General features: G+C 30.3%; 16 protein-coding genes and 1 pseudogene. 4 read left to right on the top strand and 13 right to left on the bottom strand.

Going from position 1 to position 20,771, the window contains the following annotated elements; translation table 11 throughout:
- Positions 1-133 precede the first annotated feature (133 nt).
- From JJJ02_RS03865 to JJJ02_RS03895, 7 genes are all read right to left on the bottom strand, one after another.
- Entirely contained in the window at positions 134-5,791 is a 5,658-nt protein-coding gene (locus JJJ02_RS03865; RefSeq protein WP_240837480.1) for a helicase HerA domain-containing protein, read from the bottom strand.
- Complete coding sequence (gene dptG, locus JJJ02_RS03870; protein ID WP_240837482.1) at positions 5,772-7,115, bottom strand: DNA phosphorothioation-dependent restriction protein DptG; 1,344 nt, start codon at positions 7,113-7,115, stop codon at positions 5,772-5,774. The genes JJJ02_RS03865 and dptG overlap by 20 nt, the downstream gene beginning before the upstream one ends.
- Positions 7,115-9,013 carry a DNA phosphorothioation-dependent restriction protein DptF gene (gene dptF / locus JJJ02_RS03875; RefSeq protein WP_240837484.1) on the bottom strand — a complete coding sequence of 633 codons (1,899 nt, stop codon included), beginning with the start codon at positions 9,011-9,013 and terminating at the stop codon, positions 7,115-7,117. The genes dptG and dptF overlap by 1 nt, the downstream gene beginning before the upstream one ends.
- Before the next feature lie 295 nt (positions 9,014-9,308).
- Entirely contained in the window at positions 9,309-10,367 is a 1,059-nt protein-coding gene (locus JJJ02_RS03880; RefSeq protein WP_240837486.1) for a ubiquitin family protein, read from the bottom strand.
- 64 nt (positions 10,368-10,431) lie between these two features.
- Positions 10,432-10,920 carry a hypothetical protein gene (locus JJJ02_RS03885; protein WP_240837488.1) on the bottom strand — a complete coding sequence of 163 codons (489 nt, stop codon included), beginning with the start codon at positions 10,918-10,920 and terminating at the stop codon, positions 10,432-10,434.
- A 143-nt stretch (positions 10,921-11,063) separates the two neighbouring features.
- A complete protein-coding gene (locus JJJ02_RS03890; RefSeq protein ID WP_240837490.1) occupies positions 11,064-11,456 on the bottom strand; it encodes a DUF6933 domain-containing protein in 393 nt (130 codons plus the stop codon).
- 23 nt (positions 11,457-11,479) lie between these two features.
- Entirely contained in the window at positions 11,480-12,115 is a 636-nt protein-coding gene (locus JJJ02_RS03895) for an endonuclease III domain-containing protein (RefSeq protein WP_240837492.1), read from the bottom strand.
- A 135-nt stretch (positions 12,116-12,250) separates the two neighbouring features.
- Here JJJ02_RS03895 and JJJ02_RS03900 point away from each other — a divergent pair, with 135 nt between their 5' ends.
- On the top strand, positions 12,251-12,643 hold the full coding sequence (locus JJJ02_RS03900) for a hypothetical protein (RefSeq protein ID WP_240837494.1): 393 nt from the start codon (positions 12,251-12,253) through the stop codon (positions 12,641-12,643).
- A gap of 16 nt (positions 12,644-12,659) precedes the next feature.
- On the opposite strand, the gene JJJ02_RS03905 is transcribed toward JJJ02_RS03900, so the two are convergent.
- Positions 12,660-13,712 (bottom strand): hypothetical protein, encoded by a 1,053-nt coding sequence (locus tag JJJ02_RS03905; protein WP_240837496.1) that lies wholly within the window; start codon positions 13,710-13,712, stop codon positions 12,660-12,662.
- A gap of 92 nt (positions 13,713-13,804) precedes the next feature.
- Positions 13,805-14,359, bottom strand: a complete 555-nt coding sequence (locus JJJ02_RS03910) for a TetR/AcrR family transcriptional regulator (RefSeq protein WP_240837498.1) — start codon at positions 14,357-14,359, stop codon at positions 13,805-13,807.
- A gap of 142 nt (positions 14,360-14,501) precedes the next feature.
- On the opposite strand from JJJ02_RS03910, the gene JJJ02_RS03915 reads away from it, so the two are divergent.
- Positions 14,502-16,913, top strand: a complete 2,412-nt coding sequence (locus JJJ02_RS03915; RefSeq protein WP_240837499.1) for an MMPL family transporter — start codon at positions 14,502-14,504, stop codon at positions 16,911-16,913.
- A gap of 43 nt (positions 16,914-16,956) precedes the next feature.
- Here JJJ02_RS03915 and JJJ02_RS03920 read toward each other — a convergent pair whose 3' ends face one another.
- Entirely contained in the window at positions 16,957-17,349 is a 393-nt protein-coding gene (locus tag JJJ02_RS03920; protein WP_240837501.1) for a hypothetical protein, read from the bottom strand.
- Positions 17,346-18,005 (bottom strand): hypothetical protein, encoded by a 660-nt coding sequence (locus tag JJJ02_RS03925; protein ID WP_240837503.1) that lies wholly within the window; start codon positions 18,003-18,005, stop codon positions 17,346-17,348. Before JJJ02_RS03925 ends, JJJ02_RS03920 begins: the two co-directional genes overlap by 4 nt.
- Positions 18,006-18,164: 159 nt before the next feature.
- Between JJJ02_RS03925 and JJJ02_RS03930 the strand changes: the two genes are divergently transcribed.
- Positions 18,165-18,344: a hypothetical protein gene (locus JJJ02_RS03930; RefSeq protein WP_240837504.1), complete on the top strand. Its 180-nt coding sequence runs from the start codon at positions 18,165-18,167 to the stop codon at positions 18,342-18,344.
- A gap of 58 nt (positions 18,345-18,402) precedes the next feature.
- Here the strand turns inward: JJJ02_RS03930 and JJJ02_RS03935 are convergent.
- Positions 18,403-18,597: pseudogene (locus JJJ02_RS03935) on the bottom strand (IS3 family transposase); the annotation flags it as partial.
- Between the two features lie 144 nt (positions 18,598-18,741).
- On the opposite strand from JJJ02_RS03935, the gene JJJ02_RS03940 reads away from it, so the two are divergent.
- On the top strand, positions 18,742-20,040 hold the full coding sequence (locus JJJ02_RS03940; RefSeq protein ID WP_396614717.1) for an IS1182 family transposase: 1,299 nt from the start codon (positions 18,742-18,744) through the stop codon (positions 20,038-20,040).
- A 114-nt stretch (positions 20,041-20,154) separates the two neighbouring features.
- Here JJJ02_RS03940 and JJJ02_RS03945 read toward each other — a convergent pair whose 3' ends face one another.
- Positions 20,155-20,766, bottom strand: coding sequence for a response regulator transcription factor (locus JJJ02_RS03945; RefSeq protein WP_240837508.1), 612 nt, complete (start codon positions 20,764-20,766; stop codon positions 20,155-20,157).
- Positions 20,767-20,771: the final 5 nt, after the last annotated feature.

The raw sequence follows: 20,771 nt of genomic DNA on the forward strand, positions 1-20,771 counted from the left end.
ATTTATATCATATATCACAATAATAACATTCTATTTTCAATTAATTTCCGATATTTATTGTCTTAATAATAGATCATATACTAATAAAACATCATCAAACTAAATATTGTTTGATGATGCTATATTAGTATTACTAGATTCTCGACTCTAAACTATCAATCTTTACTACCTCTGTAACTTTTTCAAGTTTATCTCCATTTTCAAAGTATCCACTAACGATACATTCACCTTTATTTAAAGTTGATAATTTATTTTCCCATAAACGTTTCGTATGAATATCAGTAGATAGCATTTTACTTATGATTGGTATTTGATCTTCAGGTGCTGCAAAATGGATTTGCATTGCAGCATTATATAGTGCAGAAGTATCTCCACCAGCATTTTTAATTGAACTAATTGATTGTGTTGCTAACCATGAAGACCAACCAAACTTACGTCCTTCTCTTAAAATCTTATTCGTTGGTGATGAATCTCTATGATTTAAGTTCTGCATTTCATCAAGCAATACAGGTATTGGTTTATTTTTATTTCCTTCTCTTTGAGAATAATTGTATAAATCCCATAATAAGAATTCTGTAATTACTTTTTGTACGTCCTGTGCGAATCCTTTTAATTGTACTATGTTAACTTTTCCACCGAAATTAAATACATTCGACCAATCAAACGATTCTTCATTGTAAGTAAACGGATCTTTATTTAACAATGTATTAATTCGTCCCATTAAACTTTGTGCTTGTGTACCTTCAAGCATCGATAAGTCATTCTTTAATTTCGTAAAAGTATAATTTTCATCGTGAATTCTCAAACCTTCTATAATCGTTTCTTTTAACAAGTTATTTTGTTGAATTCCTAACGAGAATACAAAGTCGATAATTTGTACAACTCTATCAGCTACGTCATCATCCTTTTCAGGGAACAACATACCACCTAAATCTATTTGTTCTCGTTTAAATGGATTAATCGGTAACTTACTTGCAAATACGAAACGGTTATTGATCTTATCTCCAAGTTCTTCAACAAATGTTGGTTCTAATTGGTTCGGTAAGAATCCATCAGTATAGTCGATGATTAAGCTATCTAAATTTTGTTTAGCGAATTCATATAATAAGCACTGCATGAAGTATGTTTTACCTTGTCCTGATTTACCCGTAATTAATAAATGGCGGTTTGGTAATAATTTATTACCATATTCCCAATACATTTTCTTAGTCGAACCTGCAATTGTGCCAATTGGTATTCTTACGTTTGGATCGATAAATTTATTTGGATTTAGGTTTGCTTCAGTTATCGGACTATTAACTTCATCATGTTTGTCATTTAATTCATCATTTAAGTTTGGTGAGCTTGGATCATCAGTTGTTATTAAATCATTATCTGTTAACGACTCCGTACTAACGATATATTCTTTGTAAGGTTTTATTTCTTGTTCTTTTATATCATTTTTAACTTCGTCGTCATGATGCTTAGAATTATGAACTTCTGGGACTTCCACTGGATAATTGTCATTCTTATCTTCAGTATTTTTACCGCCAAACATCCTGTTTCTAGTAGCTCTTATACGAGACATGAAGTCATCATCATCTTTTGGTTCTTCTCTTGGAGTTTCTTTTAGTTCTACTTTTAATTCTTCTTCTGGTTCTACTTCTGATTCTTCCTTAGCTTCTACCACATATACTTCTTGTGTTTCTGCAACCTTATCAATATTATTTTCAACATTGTATTCAATAATTTTTTCAGTTGGCGGTGTTTGTCTATCTACTTCAATCATTTCATCTTCTATTTCTTCTTGTTCATCAGGTATTTCTTTTTCTACTGTTTTAACGATTCCTTTTGGATAATCGCTAGCTTCTATAAAGATTTTTAAATCTACACCTTTTTTATTTGTTAATATTTCATCTTTGATATTATAGTATTCTTTTTCAGCATCGACATAACCATCAAATTCTGAAAATACAACTTCTAACTGATTCGTCGCTTTATTTTTAATGACTTTTCGATATACTTGTCCCTGTCTAAAGGAGAATATTATCCCTTCAGCAAGAGAATAATTTATTTCATTTGAGAATTGAACATCTTCATTTAATATCCAAGATTTATTCTCAAACATCTGTAAATATTTATCTGATTTAAGTAAACCATTATCAATAAATTTCTTAAGATTTGCAAAATATATATTTAAGAAGAACGTTCTATAGAAATGTTGAGTGAATGAATCTTTATTATCTTGAACTAAATGTCTGTCTAACAAATTAAATAGATGTGTAATTTGTTCTGATGCTTTTTTCATTACTGAACTATCGTTAATGCCAATTTTCACTTCTACTGGTAAAAAGTGAACCTTCACATTCATTGTCTCATCTATTTCTAAACCTAAATATAATAAGTCATCAGAGATACTACCTTTATGTTCTAGTACTTTTGTTGAGAATATATCTGAACTCATATCTAAACCTTGTTGTCGACTTACACGTAATATTTCTTCTAAAGATACTGGAATCCATACTACTTTTGTTTGTTCAAGCATAACTAATAGATTTTTATATGCTGAGATAATACTTAGCTTTTCTCTCACTGTATGATCTACATTTAATGATTTATTATTTCTGCTTCCAACAATTTTTAATAACCATTCTCCATTCAGTATATTAAACGATCTAATTACATTCTCTATACTACCTACATTGTAACTTGGATGAATTTTAGATAAGAACTCAATTAATACATTTTCATAAATATCTGTATCATCAGTCACTGTTATTGATTCATAATTTTGAGAAGATGTTTGATCATTATAGTGTATAACATATAAATCATATGCACTATCATTGAAATAACTTAAATCTACAGAAGGATCAATAAAAGTTACCCAATTGGTTTTATCAAAGATATGTTTAATATTTTGCTGGTCTAAACTTGTCACATTATTAACGATAGATTCGTTATGTTGATATGGATTTAAATGATTATTTCTAGCGTTGGCTGCTAAGCTATTAAATAAAACTGAAGTTTTAATCAAACTATTTTTGTTCGAAATCCCCATTAATCCAAAACCAGTACTATATTCATTACCTATTTTTGTGTAACTCATATTTGATAATAAACCATTTTCATTGACTGAACATGTTAATTGATTCGTATCATTTATACTAAATCTTGGCTCTTGATTAAAATTATAAAAAGTAATATGGTATAACGTTTCTTCATTAGTTTTATAAACGTTAATTTTATCTTTTAACGCTGCTAAAATATCATCTAATTCGAATTTTCTTACTAATTTAGGCTTAATTTTAATATTAAACAACTCACTCAAATGCTCCATATTAATCGTATTATAAAATTCTTGAATGAGATAATCAGAAATTTGTTCATCAAAATATACATCAATCGGATTAACGTAGTTCAGATGTGCAGCTTTTTCAAACTCTTCCAATAGATGCGTGATTATTCCGTTGAATAATACTTTTGTATTCGACAGATTAATAAGTCGAACTTTTAGAGCAAATTGATAATTAACTTCAAATAAATATTTGAAGTGTTTCTTAAAATCACTTATTCTTGAAGTCACTATAAAACTCGTTAATTCAGAACTTAATTTATTTGTTTTCTTATATGGTTTATATGTTAACCATCTTGGTGCTTGCTCATCATATTCTGAGAAGTAATAATCATTTCCTATAATATAAAAAGGTAAGAGACTCGCTGCATTATACTTTTTCAAAATTCGCTCATGCAATTCTTCATTACCTATTTTTTTTGTTTTTTCAATTTCATATCTTAATAACAATGGATGTAATGGTGTCATATAAAGACCTTCTTGACTTTGAATCATACCAATACGATGAATATTTTTCACTTCATTTTCAATGATGATTTTATTATCTGGTAACCCTTCAATTTTTGATTCGACTAATTCACAATACTTTGTCGCTGCATTGATGATTTCTTTATCGAAATACATCACACTCGGTAAAGTATTCTTAGATTTTATTGTATTGCATAGATTTAAATATGCAGATTTTATTTCTTCACTTAACTCTAAATTTTCTTCTAAAAATTCATTTCCTACAATCTGTCCAGCAAAATAACAATTTTCGATCATAGTACTTTCATATTCAAGCGTTTTCTTAAAGTCAGCATGTAAATAATATTCTTCGTTACCTTGTGTAAGTGTCTTTCCGTTCAATAACATAGATTTTTGTTTTGCATATATATTTCTTAATATAAGGGTTGCACTAGCAGGAAAAGGCTTATTTGATAGTACACTTAAAGTTAATTGATGTGTTACTCCATCAATCACAAAGTACATATTAATATCATCAATGTCTTGTCTTACTAAAGTGTTAAAATCAAATAAGTGCTTTTTATCTTTTTCAATATAATAAACTGAATCTAATGCGCTGACATTTTCAATTTGCTGATTATCTCCATTACCAAATGTAATAATATTATCCTCAGAAGCCATAATCCATTCCAACATTTTCTCTTTTGCATTAAATCTAAAGATGTATGACGTTCTAAATGATTCTATTACTTTTGATTCGAAGTTTACAATAAGTACTTTAAATTTAAATGCATGTGGATTCTCATTATTATGTTTATATGTAAATTCTAAGTAATACGTATTCGTTGGTGACAATTGACTTGTCATCACTTTTAATTTATCTCTTCCAACATGTCCAAAATCTAACTGCACTTTCTCTTTACTTTCAAGATCATAGAACTTAGAACTTCTTGAAACAATGTGTTTTTCATGTATTGAATCCGTAGTATCAAACGGTATGATTATATCTTGTAAAGGCTTTCCATCATTAAATATTATGATATTTCGCTCTCTCTGCTTTGATTTTGTTTTTCCTGATGGTTTATCCCAGACTTCATTCAATTTAAATTGGTCTTGAAATTTAGTATCTAGAAATTCAATTTTTATCTTTTTCAAACCAATCATTTTATCTCTAGCTTTAATTACATTTTCAAAATCTGTATCTTGCCATTTCTTTTCGTGACTTAAACTTTTAACAGTACTATCACCAGCAAAATTATCTTCGATTCTCTCTTTTGCATTACCTCGATCATGATAACCAGAAATTTCTTCAAACATCTGTTTATTCTCTTTTAATCTATTTTTCATCTCATTGCCGCTAAACGAACTTAAACTATTATCTTTAAATAAACCTAATTGATAGTAATCTTCATCCGTAATTTCACCTTGCTCTAAAATACTAAATACAGATTCAAAGTCCATTAAAGTATAGTTAGCAAACTCATCATCAAAGTTATTTTCTACAATAAAATCTAATACACTCTTTTCTTCAAATGATAACTTTTTCATTGTATCTACTTGATGTCTATCTTCTAGAATATCTTTTAAGTTTCTCTTTAATTGATTTGTATGAAATGGTGAACCCTGTTTACTTAGACTTGAAGCACCATTTGTAATGCTATCAAGATTTTCTTTCACAACAAAGACTACAGCTGTATTTTTCCATTCTGCTTTTTGTAGAGATACTTTGTTCCTGATTGTAACTAAAAAATCATGTGTTACATCTTTTTTGGCAAATACTAAAATAGTATTGATGCCATTTACACTATAAGCAACTGTATTGTAATTAAATTCTAGACTCGTAAATTTGGAAATCTTATCATTGTTAATTTTACTTACTTCATTTTCAAGGTTCTTTATCTCTTGGTCACTATTCAGTATCAAATAGTATCTATTACCTGCTATTAATTGTGTTCTATCCAAGTATTCTAGTAACTGATTCGCTAAAAATTTATAATATTGATTTGACATATATAGCTTCCCCACTATCACTTTTCTTATCTAATATATTCATCTTATCGAATAATTCTACGATTTTTTCTTTACTATAACGGTCTAGGTAAACTCCTCTTCTTTCAAACTGGTTGAACAATTCTTTTATAATCATCTTATCTTCTTTTATACAAATCGCAGTCAAAAGAATAATAAATTCATTTTTCAAAGTTAATACTTTTCCTAGTTTCCCTCTGTTTTTCAAGAAATATTTATTCCCTATCTCTTCAATTGACTTGAAGTATCGACTCATTGTTTCTTTAGAAAGATCTTCTAATAACCATTTTTTTAATAACTTAATAAGTGATTCTGTATCTTGTGAGAGATCCTCTCTCTTATTAATATTGGTTTTGTATAATGACATAAAGATATACAATTCATTATTAAATTGAGATGCTTTTTCACCTTCAAAGTTCAACATTTCAGTAATTGAGTAGAAATTGTCATCATCAACTAATAAGTTGAGATACCCTACTAAACGTTCATCAATTAATAAATTATTGTGTATTTCTTTTACTATATTATATCCGTGCTTGTTCGTTTCACGCGTGCCGGTTATGTTTTCATTCTCTAAAGTATAATAAAGTGGAAATATTCCTTTCATTTCAGTTTTATTAATTCTGTCAGCTGAAATTGCATTTTGTATGATGTACTGGAAATAATAAAATGAAAAAAACAGATTAATATTTTTAAGAGCAAAGTCTTTATATCTTAGTAAATGATGCAAATCTTCGTTTGCATGTGGGAAAAGATTTCGTGATATTGCTTTAAATTTATTTTTAGATTGCTCTTTAGGTAAATCTCCTAAAGATTCTAATAGTATTTTTTCAATAAGATTAGACGGTTCTTTGTCTCCAATAAATTTTTTCCAGGTTTCATCTGATTGTAATTGAAACAATTCTATTAAGAATCCTCCTAAATCAACCTCACCTTTACTCTCATTACCTTCTGATAATGTTTTATAGTTTAATAAATAAGGATGTTTTAAAGAATCCAAATGACTATAATCGAAAATTGCATTAATTAATTTTTCTTTTTCTACATCATTGATAGAATCATCTTCTACTTCAACTTCATCAACTATTGAACTAATATCATAATCTGCTAAACTGTAACTTTCCTTATAACCTAAACTACCTCTTGCAATAACACCTAAAACAGGATCAAAACCATTAGTAAATTTTGCTCTTTCAGGTTCCCTTGTGTGAAATGGAAAAATTTTATATGGTGACAAACCTTTAAACATCGCTTTACCTGATGTTATTTTTAATTCTTCTGCAAGTATCGTTGCTAAGTTACTCATTATTTTACACTCCCAATTTCATATCCAAAATTTACATCTTTAATAATGTACGTTTCATTACTATTAGGTAAATGAATAATTGTAGAATCTAAAGATTGTATTTCATTTAAAATATCCTCAATAAATTTAGAGAACATGACAGCCTCTTCTTTATCTGTTTCCTTCAAAATATAACCTTTATCAATTTTTTCTAAAAGATTAAATAGGTTATAATCAATATTTAATTCATACTGTTTATTATTAATTTCAATTTTTACATCAATCGTCATATTATGTGACGGTTCAATTGATCTGATTTTTGGATTAATATTTAAACCAAGCATTAACTTCGAAGTCGGTTTGATACTATCGCTATAAATATAGTTTTCTTTTGGACTGCCATTCCATGCATTAATCGCTTTATGTACCTTGTTATAAACTTCTTTCTTCGTTTTATTACTCTGACTAATCGAGTCATATACACGAATAAAGTTAATATAATTTTCTGTACCATATTTAGAAAAATCATATAGGAAATGCAGTCTGATAATCATTTCAAACTTCCTTTTATGTTGATCTAAACCTTTTATAAGTAATATTATTGGTTCGATTTCTTGATAATATTCTTCTCCTAATATGTTCATACATTGCTTTTCAAAATCTATCGCATTATATAGGTCAATGTTCAATCTATCAAGCAATGTACTTTGTGTTAAGAGAGAATCCTGCGCTGCTATAGACTTTAACACTTGCGATCGTTCAATGTTTTCGAATAATAAAGTTGGTAAGTATGAATTATTATTCTTTGCATTATCTTCTGGAACAATAATATCGTATAAAAAGTTTAGAACAGATCGTGTCGTTAAAATCCTTTTATTTTCTATTTGAATTTTTATTAATAAGAAACGAATTGTTGCTTGTACTCTTGGATTTAATAATAATCGGTAGTTTATATAAATAGGCTCATCTCTTTTAAATCCATCATCATTGATAAAAGCTTTATAGAATGGGTTTTCATCATCTTTTGAGAACACTTTATAAAGAATATTATTATAAAATTCACTCTCTATACTGCCATCTTTAACTGCGTAAACTTTTTCTTTTAAGAATGAAATAAAGCTAATATCGTTTTGGCTATACTTTATATCATTCATGCCTTCACTACTGAATATTTTACTTTGATCAATCATAAAAATAAGCTGATTTAATATGTTATTGTTGGTAATATAAGTTAATAGATTGTGGAGCATACCAATATTTATTGCTACGATTAATTTATTATATTTCCCATTAAAATAATCAGCTAATTTATTACTTAACGTTTCCACTGCAGTTTTATGTGGGTTATCGCTTTCTGTAGCATCATTGTAAATTTCAACATCGTTAAATAATTCAGGTTTAGAATCATTTAAATAAGAAATTAAATGAGATTTACCATCACCCACTGAACCCACTAGAAATATAAGTTCTTTTTCTTTATATCGCATCGATTCTAATTCATCTTCTAATATATTTTGAATATTACGTTCAACATGCATATATTTATTAAATGCATTAAACTCTTCTGAGTTAATAATAGATTCTTTAGATGTTGAACTTAATAGTTGAATAGTATTTAGGAAATTATGATTTTGATTATCAGCTTTTCCTTTTTTATAATTACTTAAGTAGTTTGCTTTATCTATTAAATTTTCATAATCTTTTATCGCATCAAATTTTTGTATTTCACTTATTATCCCTTTGATTTCACGTAATGCTTCATATTCAGTATTACTAATCTCTTTTTTCAGTTTTAAAGTCATTAATTCACTGTTGTATTTTAATAAATTTATAAATTTTATTCCTGTAAATCGTATACTAAATCCATATGCATTTAATAAACTTCTAAGTACAATTACTGCTTCACTTCGTTTATTCAAGATACGTCACCTCTATTATCAAATTGTCTACATATTACATACAATTATACACATTAGTAATAATATTTTCTTGTAAAGAATTAAATCTCTTTAAAAATTTAAATTAAATAAACATGTCTTAGTGTTAATTACTATACTGAAATGTTAAACACACTGAGTAAAATATAATTTTATAATAGGTTATGTAGATACGAATAATATGTATATATACAACTACTAAGGGATAAATAAAACCCAAGAGATTATTAAATGATCTCTCGGGTTTTATTTTTTACCTTTAATTAAAATATTATTTCTATTTATACTGCACTTCTGTCACATGCCATGCACCTTTATAGTACTGACCTATTGCAATTAAATGACCGTAAGTATTTGTTCTTGTTTTCACTTTAATTTCTTTATTGCCAACATACGTAGTATCCATTTTACCATTCACAGTTTGATCTGCTTTTCCAACTAAGCTTTCAATCTTACTAAAAGTTAGACCACGTTTATCATAATCAAATATCATCTGATTAAGCCCTGGTGACGAAGCACAATCTTTAGATTGATATCTTAAATGCACTGATCCGAACGCATATTCCTGAAATACATCTGTTCCTTTTGGCGTCATAATCGTTCGATCTTCAAGTGCCTGTCCTATTGCTTTCGTTGCAGCAGCCGGTGTCATATTCAACTTCGCACCTTTTAACGCAAACGTTCCTTTAGCCATGTTTTTAATATCCGAATTCGTAATTGTATACTCGCCATTATGGGCTATTTTCGTCTTTTTATTATTCTTTGCCATAGTATTTTCATCAATTACAGGTTCATTTTTTGTCATTAGATCCATAGAATTGAGTAACCATGATTTACCTGATTTCTTATACTTTAAGTAGTAGTTATTGTAATTCACATCTTTATCATTTACACCAGTTGTAATATCTTCAGGTTTGCCATACTTTGCTTGCAATTGTTTTATATCAAATCTATTTTCTTTCGGAAAGTTATATGTAATGCCAATCACTTTCACTGTATTTGTCTTCGCGTAGCGGTCGTTAGAGAATAAAGAAAGTGTCAATTGATTGTATTTCAAAGTAACCATCTTCCCAAATTGATTCTGCTGTATCATTTCCATCTTTGGTTTACCTAAAGCTTTCTTCACTGCTGAATAAGTCATATCTAATTTAATACTACCAAAGCTGTATTGCCCTGACTTTATTGCATTAATCGTCTTACGCTCTAACATATTTGGTGATTTAACTTGTAGTTTGCTTGCTGTGTAACATGGCTTAACTTCTCCCTGTGCATCTGCGATATTGACCTGACCCACAAGACCTGCTAACAATACTGCTGATAATAACGCTTTCTTCATCCCAACAACCTCCTTGTATTTATTTACAATTATAGCATTATATTTATAAATAAATACAAACTTCTTATATATCTGCCCACTTCTTCTGTAGCTTTCTATTTAAGTATGTCATCGCAAACAGATTCTTTTCTTTATCAAACCATAACCACGCATGTCCATATCGATATGTGTACGTATCAAATTCTCCTTCATCATCCCAATCGAAAGAATTTTTCTTTTTCTTATCAGGTTTTCCCCATGCTTTTCTAATATCTTTCGCTTTTATATCATAAAATTGGTCTAAATGATTATAATCAATCGTGATTAACTTTAATTTATTCTTCTTCCATTTAGGTTTTCCAGCAAAGCTAAAACTTATCACTTCGGGGTATGCTTTCGCGTCATATATTTTACTACCAGGGTAATCAGAGCTTGGCTTATCATTCAGTGCATCACCTAATCTGTCCTTGATCTGTTTATACGACATCGTAAGCTTCGCACCATTATAATGAAATTTCCCTTTCTTTAATCGTTTAATTGTCTTTTTGTCTAAAATATCCGGCATCGTTATCACGGGAAACACCTCTTTATATTTATTTTTTTCTATAACTCCTCAAACACTTCTATCGTCTTATCAATCGGTTTCACATAATTGGTTGTACTAAATATCAAATTATTGCAAAAGTCCATAAGTTCCGCCCATAATAAGTCGTGGTATTAAAATGTTTCAGCTGCCATAATTTGCTGAGTTACAACACCAGTTATATTTCTCTTATGCCCTTTACCTATAAGTATTTCATTCGCATTATCCATATATCGTTCTATCTTGCCTGGCGCTATGCCACAACTCATAAGTATTTTAAAGATTCTATCACGAATTACATGATCCAGATATTTCTTGCTTTCAGCATTCACATCCTGAATTACAATTGTAAGTAATGTTAAATCATTTACAAGAATCAATATCTTCTTACGATTCACCGTATAATAATTTGCGTGCCATGAATAAATTGGGTTCTCATTGCAGTATGCTTTTGATGCTTCAATGTCTTTAACTTTCGGTATTGCACTAAATAACGGCATTGATTTCGCTGTTGGGTTGATTATCATAATATTTTCCTCCGTATATTAATTTAACAAAAATATTCATCCAAAAACGTCTCACCTTTCACACCTTTAGGTGATAAATAAAGTTTCCCAAACTCATCAAGCAATCCATGAAATTCCTGCGCATGTTCTGGTGTAAAGTCTGCTGGTAATTCAACTGCTTCCTGCAATGCTTTATAACTATCACTTCCAGCGTGACCTAATAATTTAAACAAACGACGTGTATACGTATCAGGAATAAACACGACCTTATCAAACACATAGACGAGCAATACATCTGCGGTCTCTGGTCCGATGCCTGGTAAGGCTAATAACTCACTACGTAGTCTTTCAACATACATTGCGTCAATCGCTTTAAAGTCATAATCATGTTCTTTTAGCCACTGAAAGATACTAAGCACTGCTCTTGATTTATTCTTATAGAACCCGCTTGGTTGAATACAAGTTTGTAACGTTTCCAAATCTAACGCCAATATTTTATCCGGATCAAACTGCGTCTTCTCTCGTAAATTATTTAAAGAACGCTCTACATTTCGCCAGTTTGTGTTCTGCACAAGAATCGCACCAACAATAATCTCATACGGATTATCAGCCGGCCACCATCCCTGTGGTCCGAGATTGTCATACAATTTATCATATAACTCCTGAATCGTTAATTTCATTCCGCTCACTCCCAATGTCTTCAAATATTATCTTTCTTTATTCCCCTGTACCTATTCTCCAATCCTTATTTGCTGTATACTGTAATTAAAATATATTATGAAATTTAAAGGTTTAAAATAGAAAGGATTTTATTAATGACTAAGAATAGTAAATTGCTATTTTATATTAATATTTTTGTTATTACGTTTCTATCAGTGAATATTTTTAAACATTATACTGCTGATGCGCCGCTTGAGGATTATCTCATCTACATCCTCATTGCACTGAATTTATTTGCTATTATTGTTAAAGATTTAGTAGAACTATTCTACAACGGATCTACGCGCAAGGTTTTACTGATTAGCGATTGTTTAATGATGTTCAGTTATTTATTTGTCGGTATTTTAAGTATGGTTGGTATTATGATTTCAACGTCTACATTTGGCCGTATACTTTATATTGCGTTTCTTATTATTAGTATTTTATTCATAACGATTACGTTATACAAATTAACATTATCAGACAAAAGAAAACACCGTGAAAAATAATTCACGGTGTTTCTTATTATCTATACACATCGATATAATCTACGTAATACGTCTTACCAACTTTCTCTAAGTTAACGTCAAGGTGCTTATATTCAAGTGTCTTTGTATAAATCATTTTCCCTGGCTTTTCATCATCTTCATAACTATCTGTATAGCTGTCTGACGGTTTACCTAATGCTGCACGCATTTCTTTCTCTGTAACTTTCAGTTTACTATAATCGAATGATAAGTAATCCGAGATATACTTTCCGTCGCATTTATCTGCGGTATATTCCAGCTCAATCCAGTCTTTATAGCCATAACTTTGTGTTAAAGTATGTGTATCTTCTTCATTCGTATAGTCATCTGAATTAGAATTGCCAACTGCTTTCTTAATTGTAGCCGGTGATGCACCAAACTTTAATCCTTTATAATTAAACTTACCATTATTTAATGCTTTAAGTTCTGCTGTCGTAAGTTTCTTTGGTTTCAAATTTTTAAGTTTATTTCCTACTAAGTTATCTTTACTGACTACTGAATCTGATTGATATAATGAAGGTTTCATCATATGCACCATGATAGCTAATTTACCTTTAGAAATTGGTGAATATTGTACACTCAAGTAATTGAATATATCAATCTTTTCTCCTTCTATTTCAACGTTTGATTGTTTAGCTGGTCCAACGACTGACTCAATGTCTCGTTTCAGTATACGCTGTTCTTCTTCAAGTATTATCGATATTGCACTTAACTTCAATGTATCATCACTTACAAATCGTTTCGGGCTATAGAATGTTAACGTATAGTCTCCGTACATTAAGTAACCGGTAGTTCCTGTTTTATCTTTCGTGACTATAAATGATTCTGGTTTACCTAACTTTGATTTTACATATTTCATCGTGTTACCAATTTTAACACCTTTAAATGTGTACTTCCCAGCATTGATTGCTTTTAAATCTTTTTCATTATGGATAGATATCGCGTCGTACATCTTACCTGGTATGCTACAAAGTGATTTAGATTTCGCATCTACTTGTGGTGCGTATATTAATGATGATGCAATTAATACGCCTGCTATCAGTTTCTTCATGGTGGTCTCCTCATAAATTTATTTACTTAAATGTATATTAATTGTATATCATTTACAAGATAAATTTATTAATATTTATTATAGGTTCTCTTTTATGACTTTAAATCTTTTAATTTAATTTGGTTAATCTTTAAAAACAATGCGTCCAATTCTTCAGGTTGTAAATCAATTGATTCGTGCTTCGCCCATGCAATAATTGATAGTATACTGGAACTGAACATAAAGAATACAAGACTTTCAGGTATAGATTGTTCGTATTCAATTTTATCGATGTTCTTTTCTAAGTCTTCTTTAAACAGCTTTACAAAATCATTAATAACTGTCTCTCTAAATTGTTGGTCCTCTTCCTGCTTTCGATCGATTTCTTCAAATTTCTTCAAGAACACTAAACTTAGGGATTGAAATGGTGATTTCACTCTTCGCTCAAAAGGAATTTTCTCATATTCTCCAGCTATTTGATGCACCCAGTGGCTTAGCAAATCGTATTTATCATAAAAGTGTTTATAGAATGTTGTTCGATGTACCATAGCTGTATCACATATCATATTGACTGATATTGAGGTAAAGGTATGTTTTTTTAAAAGATTACCTAACGCATCAATCAACATTTTTTTCGTTCTTCTCACTCTCAAATCATTCTCATTCATATACAATTCTCCTATTCTGTAGATTATCTATACAGTACAAATTTTTTATCTCTTTTCCTATATCGTAATCCTTAGTATTATAATTCACACAAACAACACAATATATTTAAACTATATTGTAGATTAAATAGGAGGTCAAATTATGGCAAATTTCTTAAACAAACTAGGGCGTTTTATGGCAACGCATAAATTAGCAGGTGTATTTATCTGGGTGCTCATCATCGCATCTATTCTTACACCTATCGCTATAGATTCGCCAACTTTCTCTAACGAGATTAAGATGGATGGTATCAAATCACTTGATACGAATGAAAAGATTGAAGATAAGTACGGTATAGATAGTAGTAAAGCAACGATACGTATTGTCTTAAAATCAAATGAAGATGGTGAAATTACAAACAAAAATAATGTAACTGCGGTTACAAAGATGTTGGAAGATATTAAAAAAAATGATAAACATGTCGATAAAGTTTCTAATCCTTATGAGATGAAACTTATTAACAAAGATCAATCTGCCACATATGCAGATGTCACCTATGATACTGAACCAATTAATTTAAATAAAAAGTCTATCGATAAAGTTAAAGACGAAGTAAAGGAATTAAAAGAAGATACTACCTTACAGATTGAATTAACAGGTAGTGGGATGAATGCAGAAGATGAATTGGGTGTAACTAGTGAAGTCATTGGCATTAGTGTTGCATTTATTATATTAATGATTACTTTCGCTTCTCTAATCGCTGCAGGTATGCCAATTATTAGTGCTCTCATCGGTTTAATTTCAAGTGTTGGGATTATCGGTTTACTTACGCATATCTTTGAAATTCCCAATATCACAATGACACTAGCTGTAATGATTGGTCTCGCTCTTGGTATCGATTATGCATTATTTATTTTATATCGCTATCGTGAAATCAAGAAACATGAAAGAGATCATGTCAAAGCTATCGGACTTGCATTAGGAACTGCTGGCGGTGCTGTCGTCTTCGCTGGTATTACAGTCATGATCGCTGTATGTGGTCTATCGCTTGTAGGTATTAAGTTTTTATCAGTAATGGGGCTTGCTTCAGCATTAAGTGTTTTATTTGCAGTATTAACTTCTTTAACTTTAGTACCAACGCTAATCAGTGTATTTCATAAGCAAATAGAACCAAAAGCAACTGTTAGGAAAGAGAAACATTATGATACTTTCTGGTCAAAATTTGTTTTAGGTAAACCATGGATTGCAGCACTCTTAGGCTTAGTTTTTCTAAGTGGATTAATTATTCCTGTAAATGATATGCGTTTAGGTATACCTGATGACGGAATGAAGTCTGAAGATAGTACACAAAGAAAAGCTTATCATATCATTTCAGATGAATTCGGTGAAGGTTATAACGGGGTTATTCCAATGTTAATAAAAACTACTGCCGATAAAGACAATCCTAAAGTACTTCAAAGTAATGTTAAGCAAGTTATTAATGATATTAATGATATGGATCATGTGGATGTTGTATCTCCACCACAGATGGCAAAAGATAATAACTACGCATTGATTACTATTGTTCCTGAAAAAGGACCGAATGCAAAATCAACGAATGAGCTTGCAAAAGATTTACGTGATTATAATAAAGATGCAAAAGACAAATTTGATTATCAAACAGAAATATCTGGCCAGACTGTCATTAACATTGATATGTCTAAGAAACTAAATGATGCAATCCCTTTATTTGCAGGTGTTATAATATGTTTAGCTTTCGTATTACTTATGATCGTGTTTAGATCATTATTAATCCCATTAATTGCAGTTACCGGATTTTTATTATCACTTTTAGCTACACTTGGTTTTACTACATTAGTAATGCAGCAAGGTGTCATGAGTGAATTATTTGGTATAGATGCAAATGGGCCATTACTAGCTTTCTTACCAGTTATCACGATTGGATTATTATTCGGATTAGCTATGGATTATGAAGTATTCTTAATGTCGCGTGTACACGAAGAATATTCGAAAACTAAAAATAATTTACATTCGTTAAAAGTAGGAATAAAAGAAAGTGGCCCAGTAATTGTTGCTGCTGCACTTATTATGTTCAGTGTCTTCATCAGTTTCGTATTCCAGGATGATGTCATGATTAAGTCGATGGGAATTGCTTTAGCATTCGGTGTGCTGTTTGATGCTTTTATCGTGAGATTGATGATAGTTCCAGCTCTAACTTTATTATTTGGTAAAGCATCATGGTATCTACCAAAATGGTTAGATCGTATCCTTCCTGTTGTGGATATAGAAGGTCATAATTTAATGCATGACGAAGTTAAAATGCAGCAATCTACAAGCAATGTGTCTACAATTTATACACCATCTCAAAAAGCAATGACAGCATATATTAAAGACACAGATAAACATTCTATAAATGAAACGCAACTCGAAACAACCGTCCACACAAATAAAGCGACTACTAAAGAAATAGAAGTCGATAAAATGAGTCAACCTGAATTATTAGCTTTATTAAAACAACAGAGTAATAATATAAAAGATTTAAATACTCTTATTGAAAAATATATGAATAATTAAAAATAAGGACCACATGAATCAATTTTCATGTGGTCCTTATTCGTTATCTTACATACTGAATATCTACAACATCCCACTTACCATTAATCTTTTCAGCGTTTAATGCTAAGTGACCATATTCATTCATTACTGTAGGAATTCTTTTACCCTTCACACCGTTCTCTTCTTCAACATAGCTGCCCTTTTCAGAACGATCTGGTTTACCGACTACTTTTTCAATATCAGTTAATGATTGTTTCGCAAAATCATAATCGACCATAAAGTTAGAAATTTTGTATGTCTTACCACAATCGTTAGAACGGTAATCCACACTTAAGAAATCATCCTTACCGTATGTTTGTGTCATTAAATAATCTTTACCGATACGTGTCGTTGAAGTTTCATTCGCTCCTCCAACAGCTTTCTTTGCCGCTTCTGGTGTCATCCATAACTTCAAGCCATAGAAATTATACTTCCATCTCTGATTGCAAGTAATTCTTTCGCTGTAAATTTATGTGGCTTTTGATTTTTAATGCGTGATGTATTGTTCTCTTTATATTTTGAGTTAATCTTAGACAAATCCGTCATTGCCATTTCAATGATTTCAGATCTTTTATTAATGATCTTATAAGAAATTGAGAAATCGTTATAAACTTCTAATAAACTATATTTCTCTTTCATTGTATCTGTCGGTTTACCTAACATCGCCTTAATGTCATCGCGTGTTGTACGTTGATCACCCTGGTTTATAAATTCAAGACTATAAACTTTTGCCTGATTATATCCACCCTTACCAGTTTGATTAATCGCACTAATCATAACACTTCCAAATTGCGCAGTAACTTCTTTACCCGCTTCAGATGTACTATAACTTATCGTTTCCGGTGCACCTAACTTCTTAAGTACTTCTGCATAAGTTGTACCGATGCCAACACCTTTATACTTATATGTTAAATGCTTTAATGCATCGATCGTCTTTTGATTTTTAATGTTTGGAAACTTATGGTCAACAGACTTTTCAATTTTACATGTCGGCTGTGACTTTGCTTCAGCAGCATGTCCTCCACCGATTAATGTTGATAATACTAATGCTGATGCTATAATTTTTTTCATGTTGATACCTCCAGTATTTTTCTTTCATTGTATCATGTAATATATATCTTGTATGTAAATTTATTGAAGTATTTAACAAGTTATTACTTTAGTGTATTAACTTTATATGTAGAATAATTCAATTGATTTGGGGTAATAGTAAACTAAAGGAGTGATACCATGTTAATGATGACAATGTCGTTGGCGTTAATCTTATTTCTAATGGTTATCTTCGGTATCATCGCGTGGGTAGTAATTATGCTGATTAACTCATCGAAAAATGCAGCGAAACAAAATACTTCAGCAATTGACAACAAACTTGATGCAGTTGAACGAGAGCATCATCGTAAAAATTCATAAGTCTAAAAACTAAAAAACCGTGAGCAAATGTAGTGAACCCAAAAAGTTGAACTTTTTATTAAGCTACTTTCATTAAAGCAAGATTTCTGTATTCTACAGGAGTCTTGCTTTTTAATTTTCTCTTCTTTCTGACGAAATTATAATATTCCATATAATCATTAATTTCCTCTTCTAACTCATCATACGAATCAAATGATTCACCATAAAACATTTCTTGTTTCAATATTCCAAAGAAATTCTCCATTGGAGAATTACAGACTGTAGACAAAGTCTCCTTCGGAGATGAAGTTTACAGTCTTTTTTTGATAAAATATAGATATATCATTGAACGGTGGTGTTTTACTTGATTAAGAGAAGTAAGTCTGAAGATATTAATATCATTCGCAGTCAATTTGAAATGTATTCATTAGAAGACCTTGTACCAGAAAATCATCTTCTAAGAAAAGTTGATAAAGTATTCGATTTATCCTTTGTATATGATTTAGTAGAAGAAAAGTATTCTACAGATAATGGCCGTCCAAGTATTGATCCGGTTGTATTAATAAAAATTGTATTAATACAACATCTTTTTGGTATCAAATCAATGCGTCAGACAATTAAAGAGATTGAAACTAATTTTGCGTACAAATGGTATCTCGGTTTAGGCGTTAACGATAAAGTACCTCATTTTTCTACCTTCGGTAAGAACTATTCTAGAAGATTTTATGATAATCAGATTTTCGAAGAAATCTTTTCTCGTATTCTCAAAATTGCTATAGATAATAACTTCGTAGATAATACTTCACTATTTATTGATTCAACGCATATTAAGGCCAATGCCAACAAGAAGAAATTTATTAAACAAGAAATACAGAAGACTGCTAAATATTATGAACAAGAGCTTATTGAAGATATCAATTCTATTAGAGAGTCTGAAGAAAAAAAGCCTTTAGCTTCAAGAAAGGAGGAGAATCTTAAAGTAATAAAAATAAGTAATAATGATCCCGATGCTGGTTACTATGTTAAAAGTGAAAGAGAAAAACAATTTGCCTATAGTGCGCATACATGCTGCGATAAGTATGGTTATATCGTTGATTTTCATTTAACTCCTGGTAATGTTCATGATAGTACACAGTTAGTACCTATGATTGACAGGCTGGAAAGTAAAAAACTACTACCGAGATATGTTGCTGTGGATTCTGGATATAAAACACCTCATAATGCTAAGTATTTATTAGATAAAGAAATTCTACCAGCTATGCCATATAAACGTCCCATGGGTCCGAAGGACTTAATGAATAAAAATGAATTTTTATATGACGAATACTATGATTGTTATATTTGCCCTAATAATCAAATGTTGAAATATCAAAGAACAGACAGCGATGGTTACCGTTTGTATATTTCTAATCCAAATAAATGTAAGGATTGTCCTTTACTTAATAAATGTACTAAGAGTAAAGAACAGAAAAAAATCGTTACGAGACATATATGGCAACAATATCTTGATATTGTTGATGACTTGAGATTCATAGATACTATAAAAGCTATATATAAATTGCGTAGTCAAACAATAGAAAGACGTTTTGCTGATGCTAAAGAACAGCATGGTTTGCGATGGACTAAGTACAAAGGAATTCAAAAAGTCACCATGGAGACCACGCTTATTTTCGCATGCATGAATTTAAAGAAATTAGCAAATTATCTAGCAGGTTAAGCTGGATATTTTGCTAATTTCTTTAAAATAACAATATTTTTCGAAGAAAAAAGACAAACTCACTTTTAGAATTGTGAGTTTGTCTTCAATCTGACGCAGGACAATGTCCTGCGTCTATATTTTCGTTTCACTTTCTTCAATAATCCCTAGCTTTATCCCTTTAATTACAGCACCTAACCTTGATTCCACACCAAGCTTTCTAATCAGCTTCGTAATGTGATATTCAACCGTACGCTTACTGATAAATAAAGCTTCACTGATTTCCTGATTTTTCATATCTTTAGCAATCATTCGCAAAATTTCTTTCTCTTGATCACTCAGCAAAGGTTTCGCTAAAACCATATCATGCTTTAAATTTTGATTAAAATAATACACTGCACGGATACCATCTACAAGTTTATCCGTAGATTCATCCTTTAAAATGAATCCAACCGCACCATTTTCATAAGCTTTAATCTTATACTCTTCTAAGTTGTACCCACTGAGCATAATAAACTTTATTTTCGGATATTTTTTAGAATACGTCTTTACGATGTTTAAGCCATTCACATCTTTTATTTTAATATCACACAGCACAATATTAGGCTGTAGCGTTTTAATATAATGCGTAAGCAGATTCGGATCTGTAAATACTTTTAACACTGACAAATCGTCTTCCGCCTCAATAATTTTGGCAACCCCGTGACCGAATAATTCATGGTCATCAAGTATAATAATTTTTACCATGAAAC

It is taken from the genome of Macrococcus sp. PK, assembly GCF_022501545.1.
In the GTDB taxonomy this organism is placed as follows: Bacteria; Bacillota; Bacilli; order Staphylococcales; family Staphylococcaceae; genus Macrococcoides; species Macrococcoides epidermidis.

What these genes read in the sequence shown, in the direction of transcription:
- JJJ02_RS03865 (WP_240837480.1), bottom strand. Translation starts at nt 5,791, where the DNA reads ATGTCAAATCAATATTATAAATTTTTAGCGAATCAGTTACTAGAATAC.
- dptG (WP_240837482.1), bottom strand. Translation starts at nt 7,115, where the DNA reads ATGAGTAACTTAGCAACGATACTTGCAGAAGAATTAAAAATAACATCA.
- JJJ02_RS03910 (WP_240837498.1), bottom strand. Translation starts at nt 14,359, where the DNA reads ATGAATGAGAATGATTTGAGAGTGAGAAGAACGAAAAAAATGTTGATT.
- JJJ02_RS03925 (WP_240837503.1), bottom strand. Translation starts at nt 18,005, where the DNA reads ATGAAAAAAATTATAGCATCAGCATTAGTATTATCAACATTAATCGGT.
- JJJ02_RS03895 (WP_240837492.1), bottom strand. Translation starts at nt 12,115, where the DNA reads ATGAAATTAACGATTCAGGAGTTATATGATAAATTGTATGACAATCTC.
- JJJ02_RS03930 (WP_240837504.1), top strand. Translation starts at nt 18,165, where the DNA reads ATGTTAATGATGACAATGTCGTTGGCGTTAATCTTATTTCTAATGGTT.
- JJJ02_RS03900 (WP_240837494.1), top strand. Translation starts at nt 12,251, where the DNA reads ATGACTAAGAATAGTAAATTGCTATTTTATATTAATATTTTTGTTATT.
- JJJ02_RS03890 (WP_240837490.1), bottom strand. Translation starts at nt 11,456, where the DNA reads ATGATAATCAACCCAACAGCGAAATCAATGCCGTTATTTAGTGCAATA.
- JJJ02_RS03880 (WP_240837486.1), bottom strand. Translation starts at nt 10,367, where the DNA reads ATGAAGAAAGCGTTATTATCAGCAGTATTGTTAGCAGGTCTTGTGGGT.
- JJJ02_RS03915 (WP_240837499.1), top strand. Translation starts at nt 14,502, where the DNA reads ATGGCAAATTTCTTAAACAAACTAGGGCGTTTTATGGCAACGCATAAA.
- JJJ02_RS03945 (WP_240837508.1), bottom strand. Translation starts at nt 20,766, where the DNA reads ATGGTAAAAATTATTATACTTGATGACCATGAATTATTCGGTCACGGG.
- JJJ02_RS03940 (WP_396614717.1), top strand. Translation starts at nt 18,742, where the DNA reads ATGTATTCATTAGAAGACCTTGTACCAGAAAATCATCTTCTAAGAAAA.
- JJJ02_RS03905 (WP_240837496.1), bottom strand. Translation starts at nt 13,712, where the DNA reads ATGAAGAAACTGATAGCAGGCGTATTAATTGCATCATCATTAATATAC.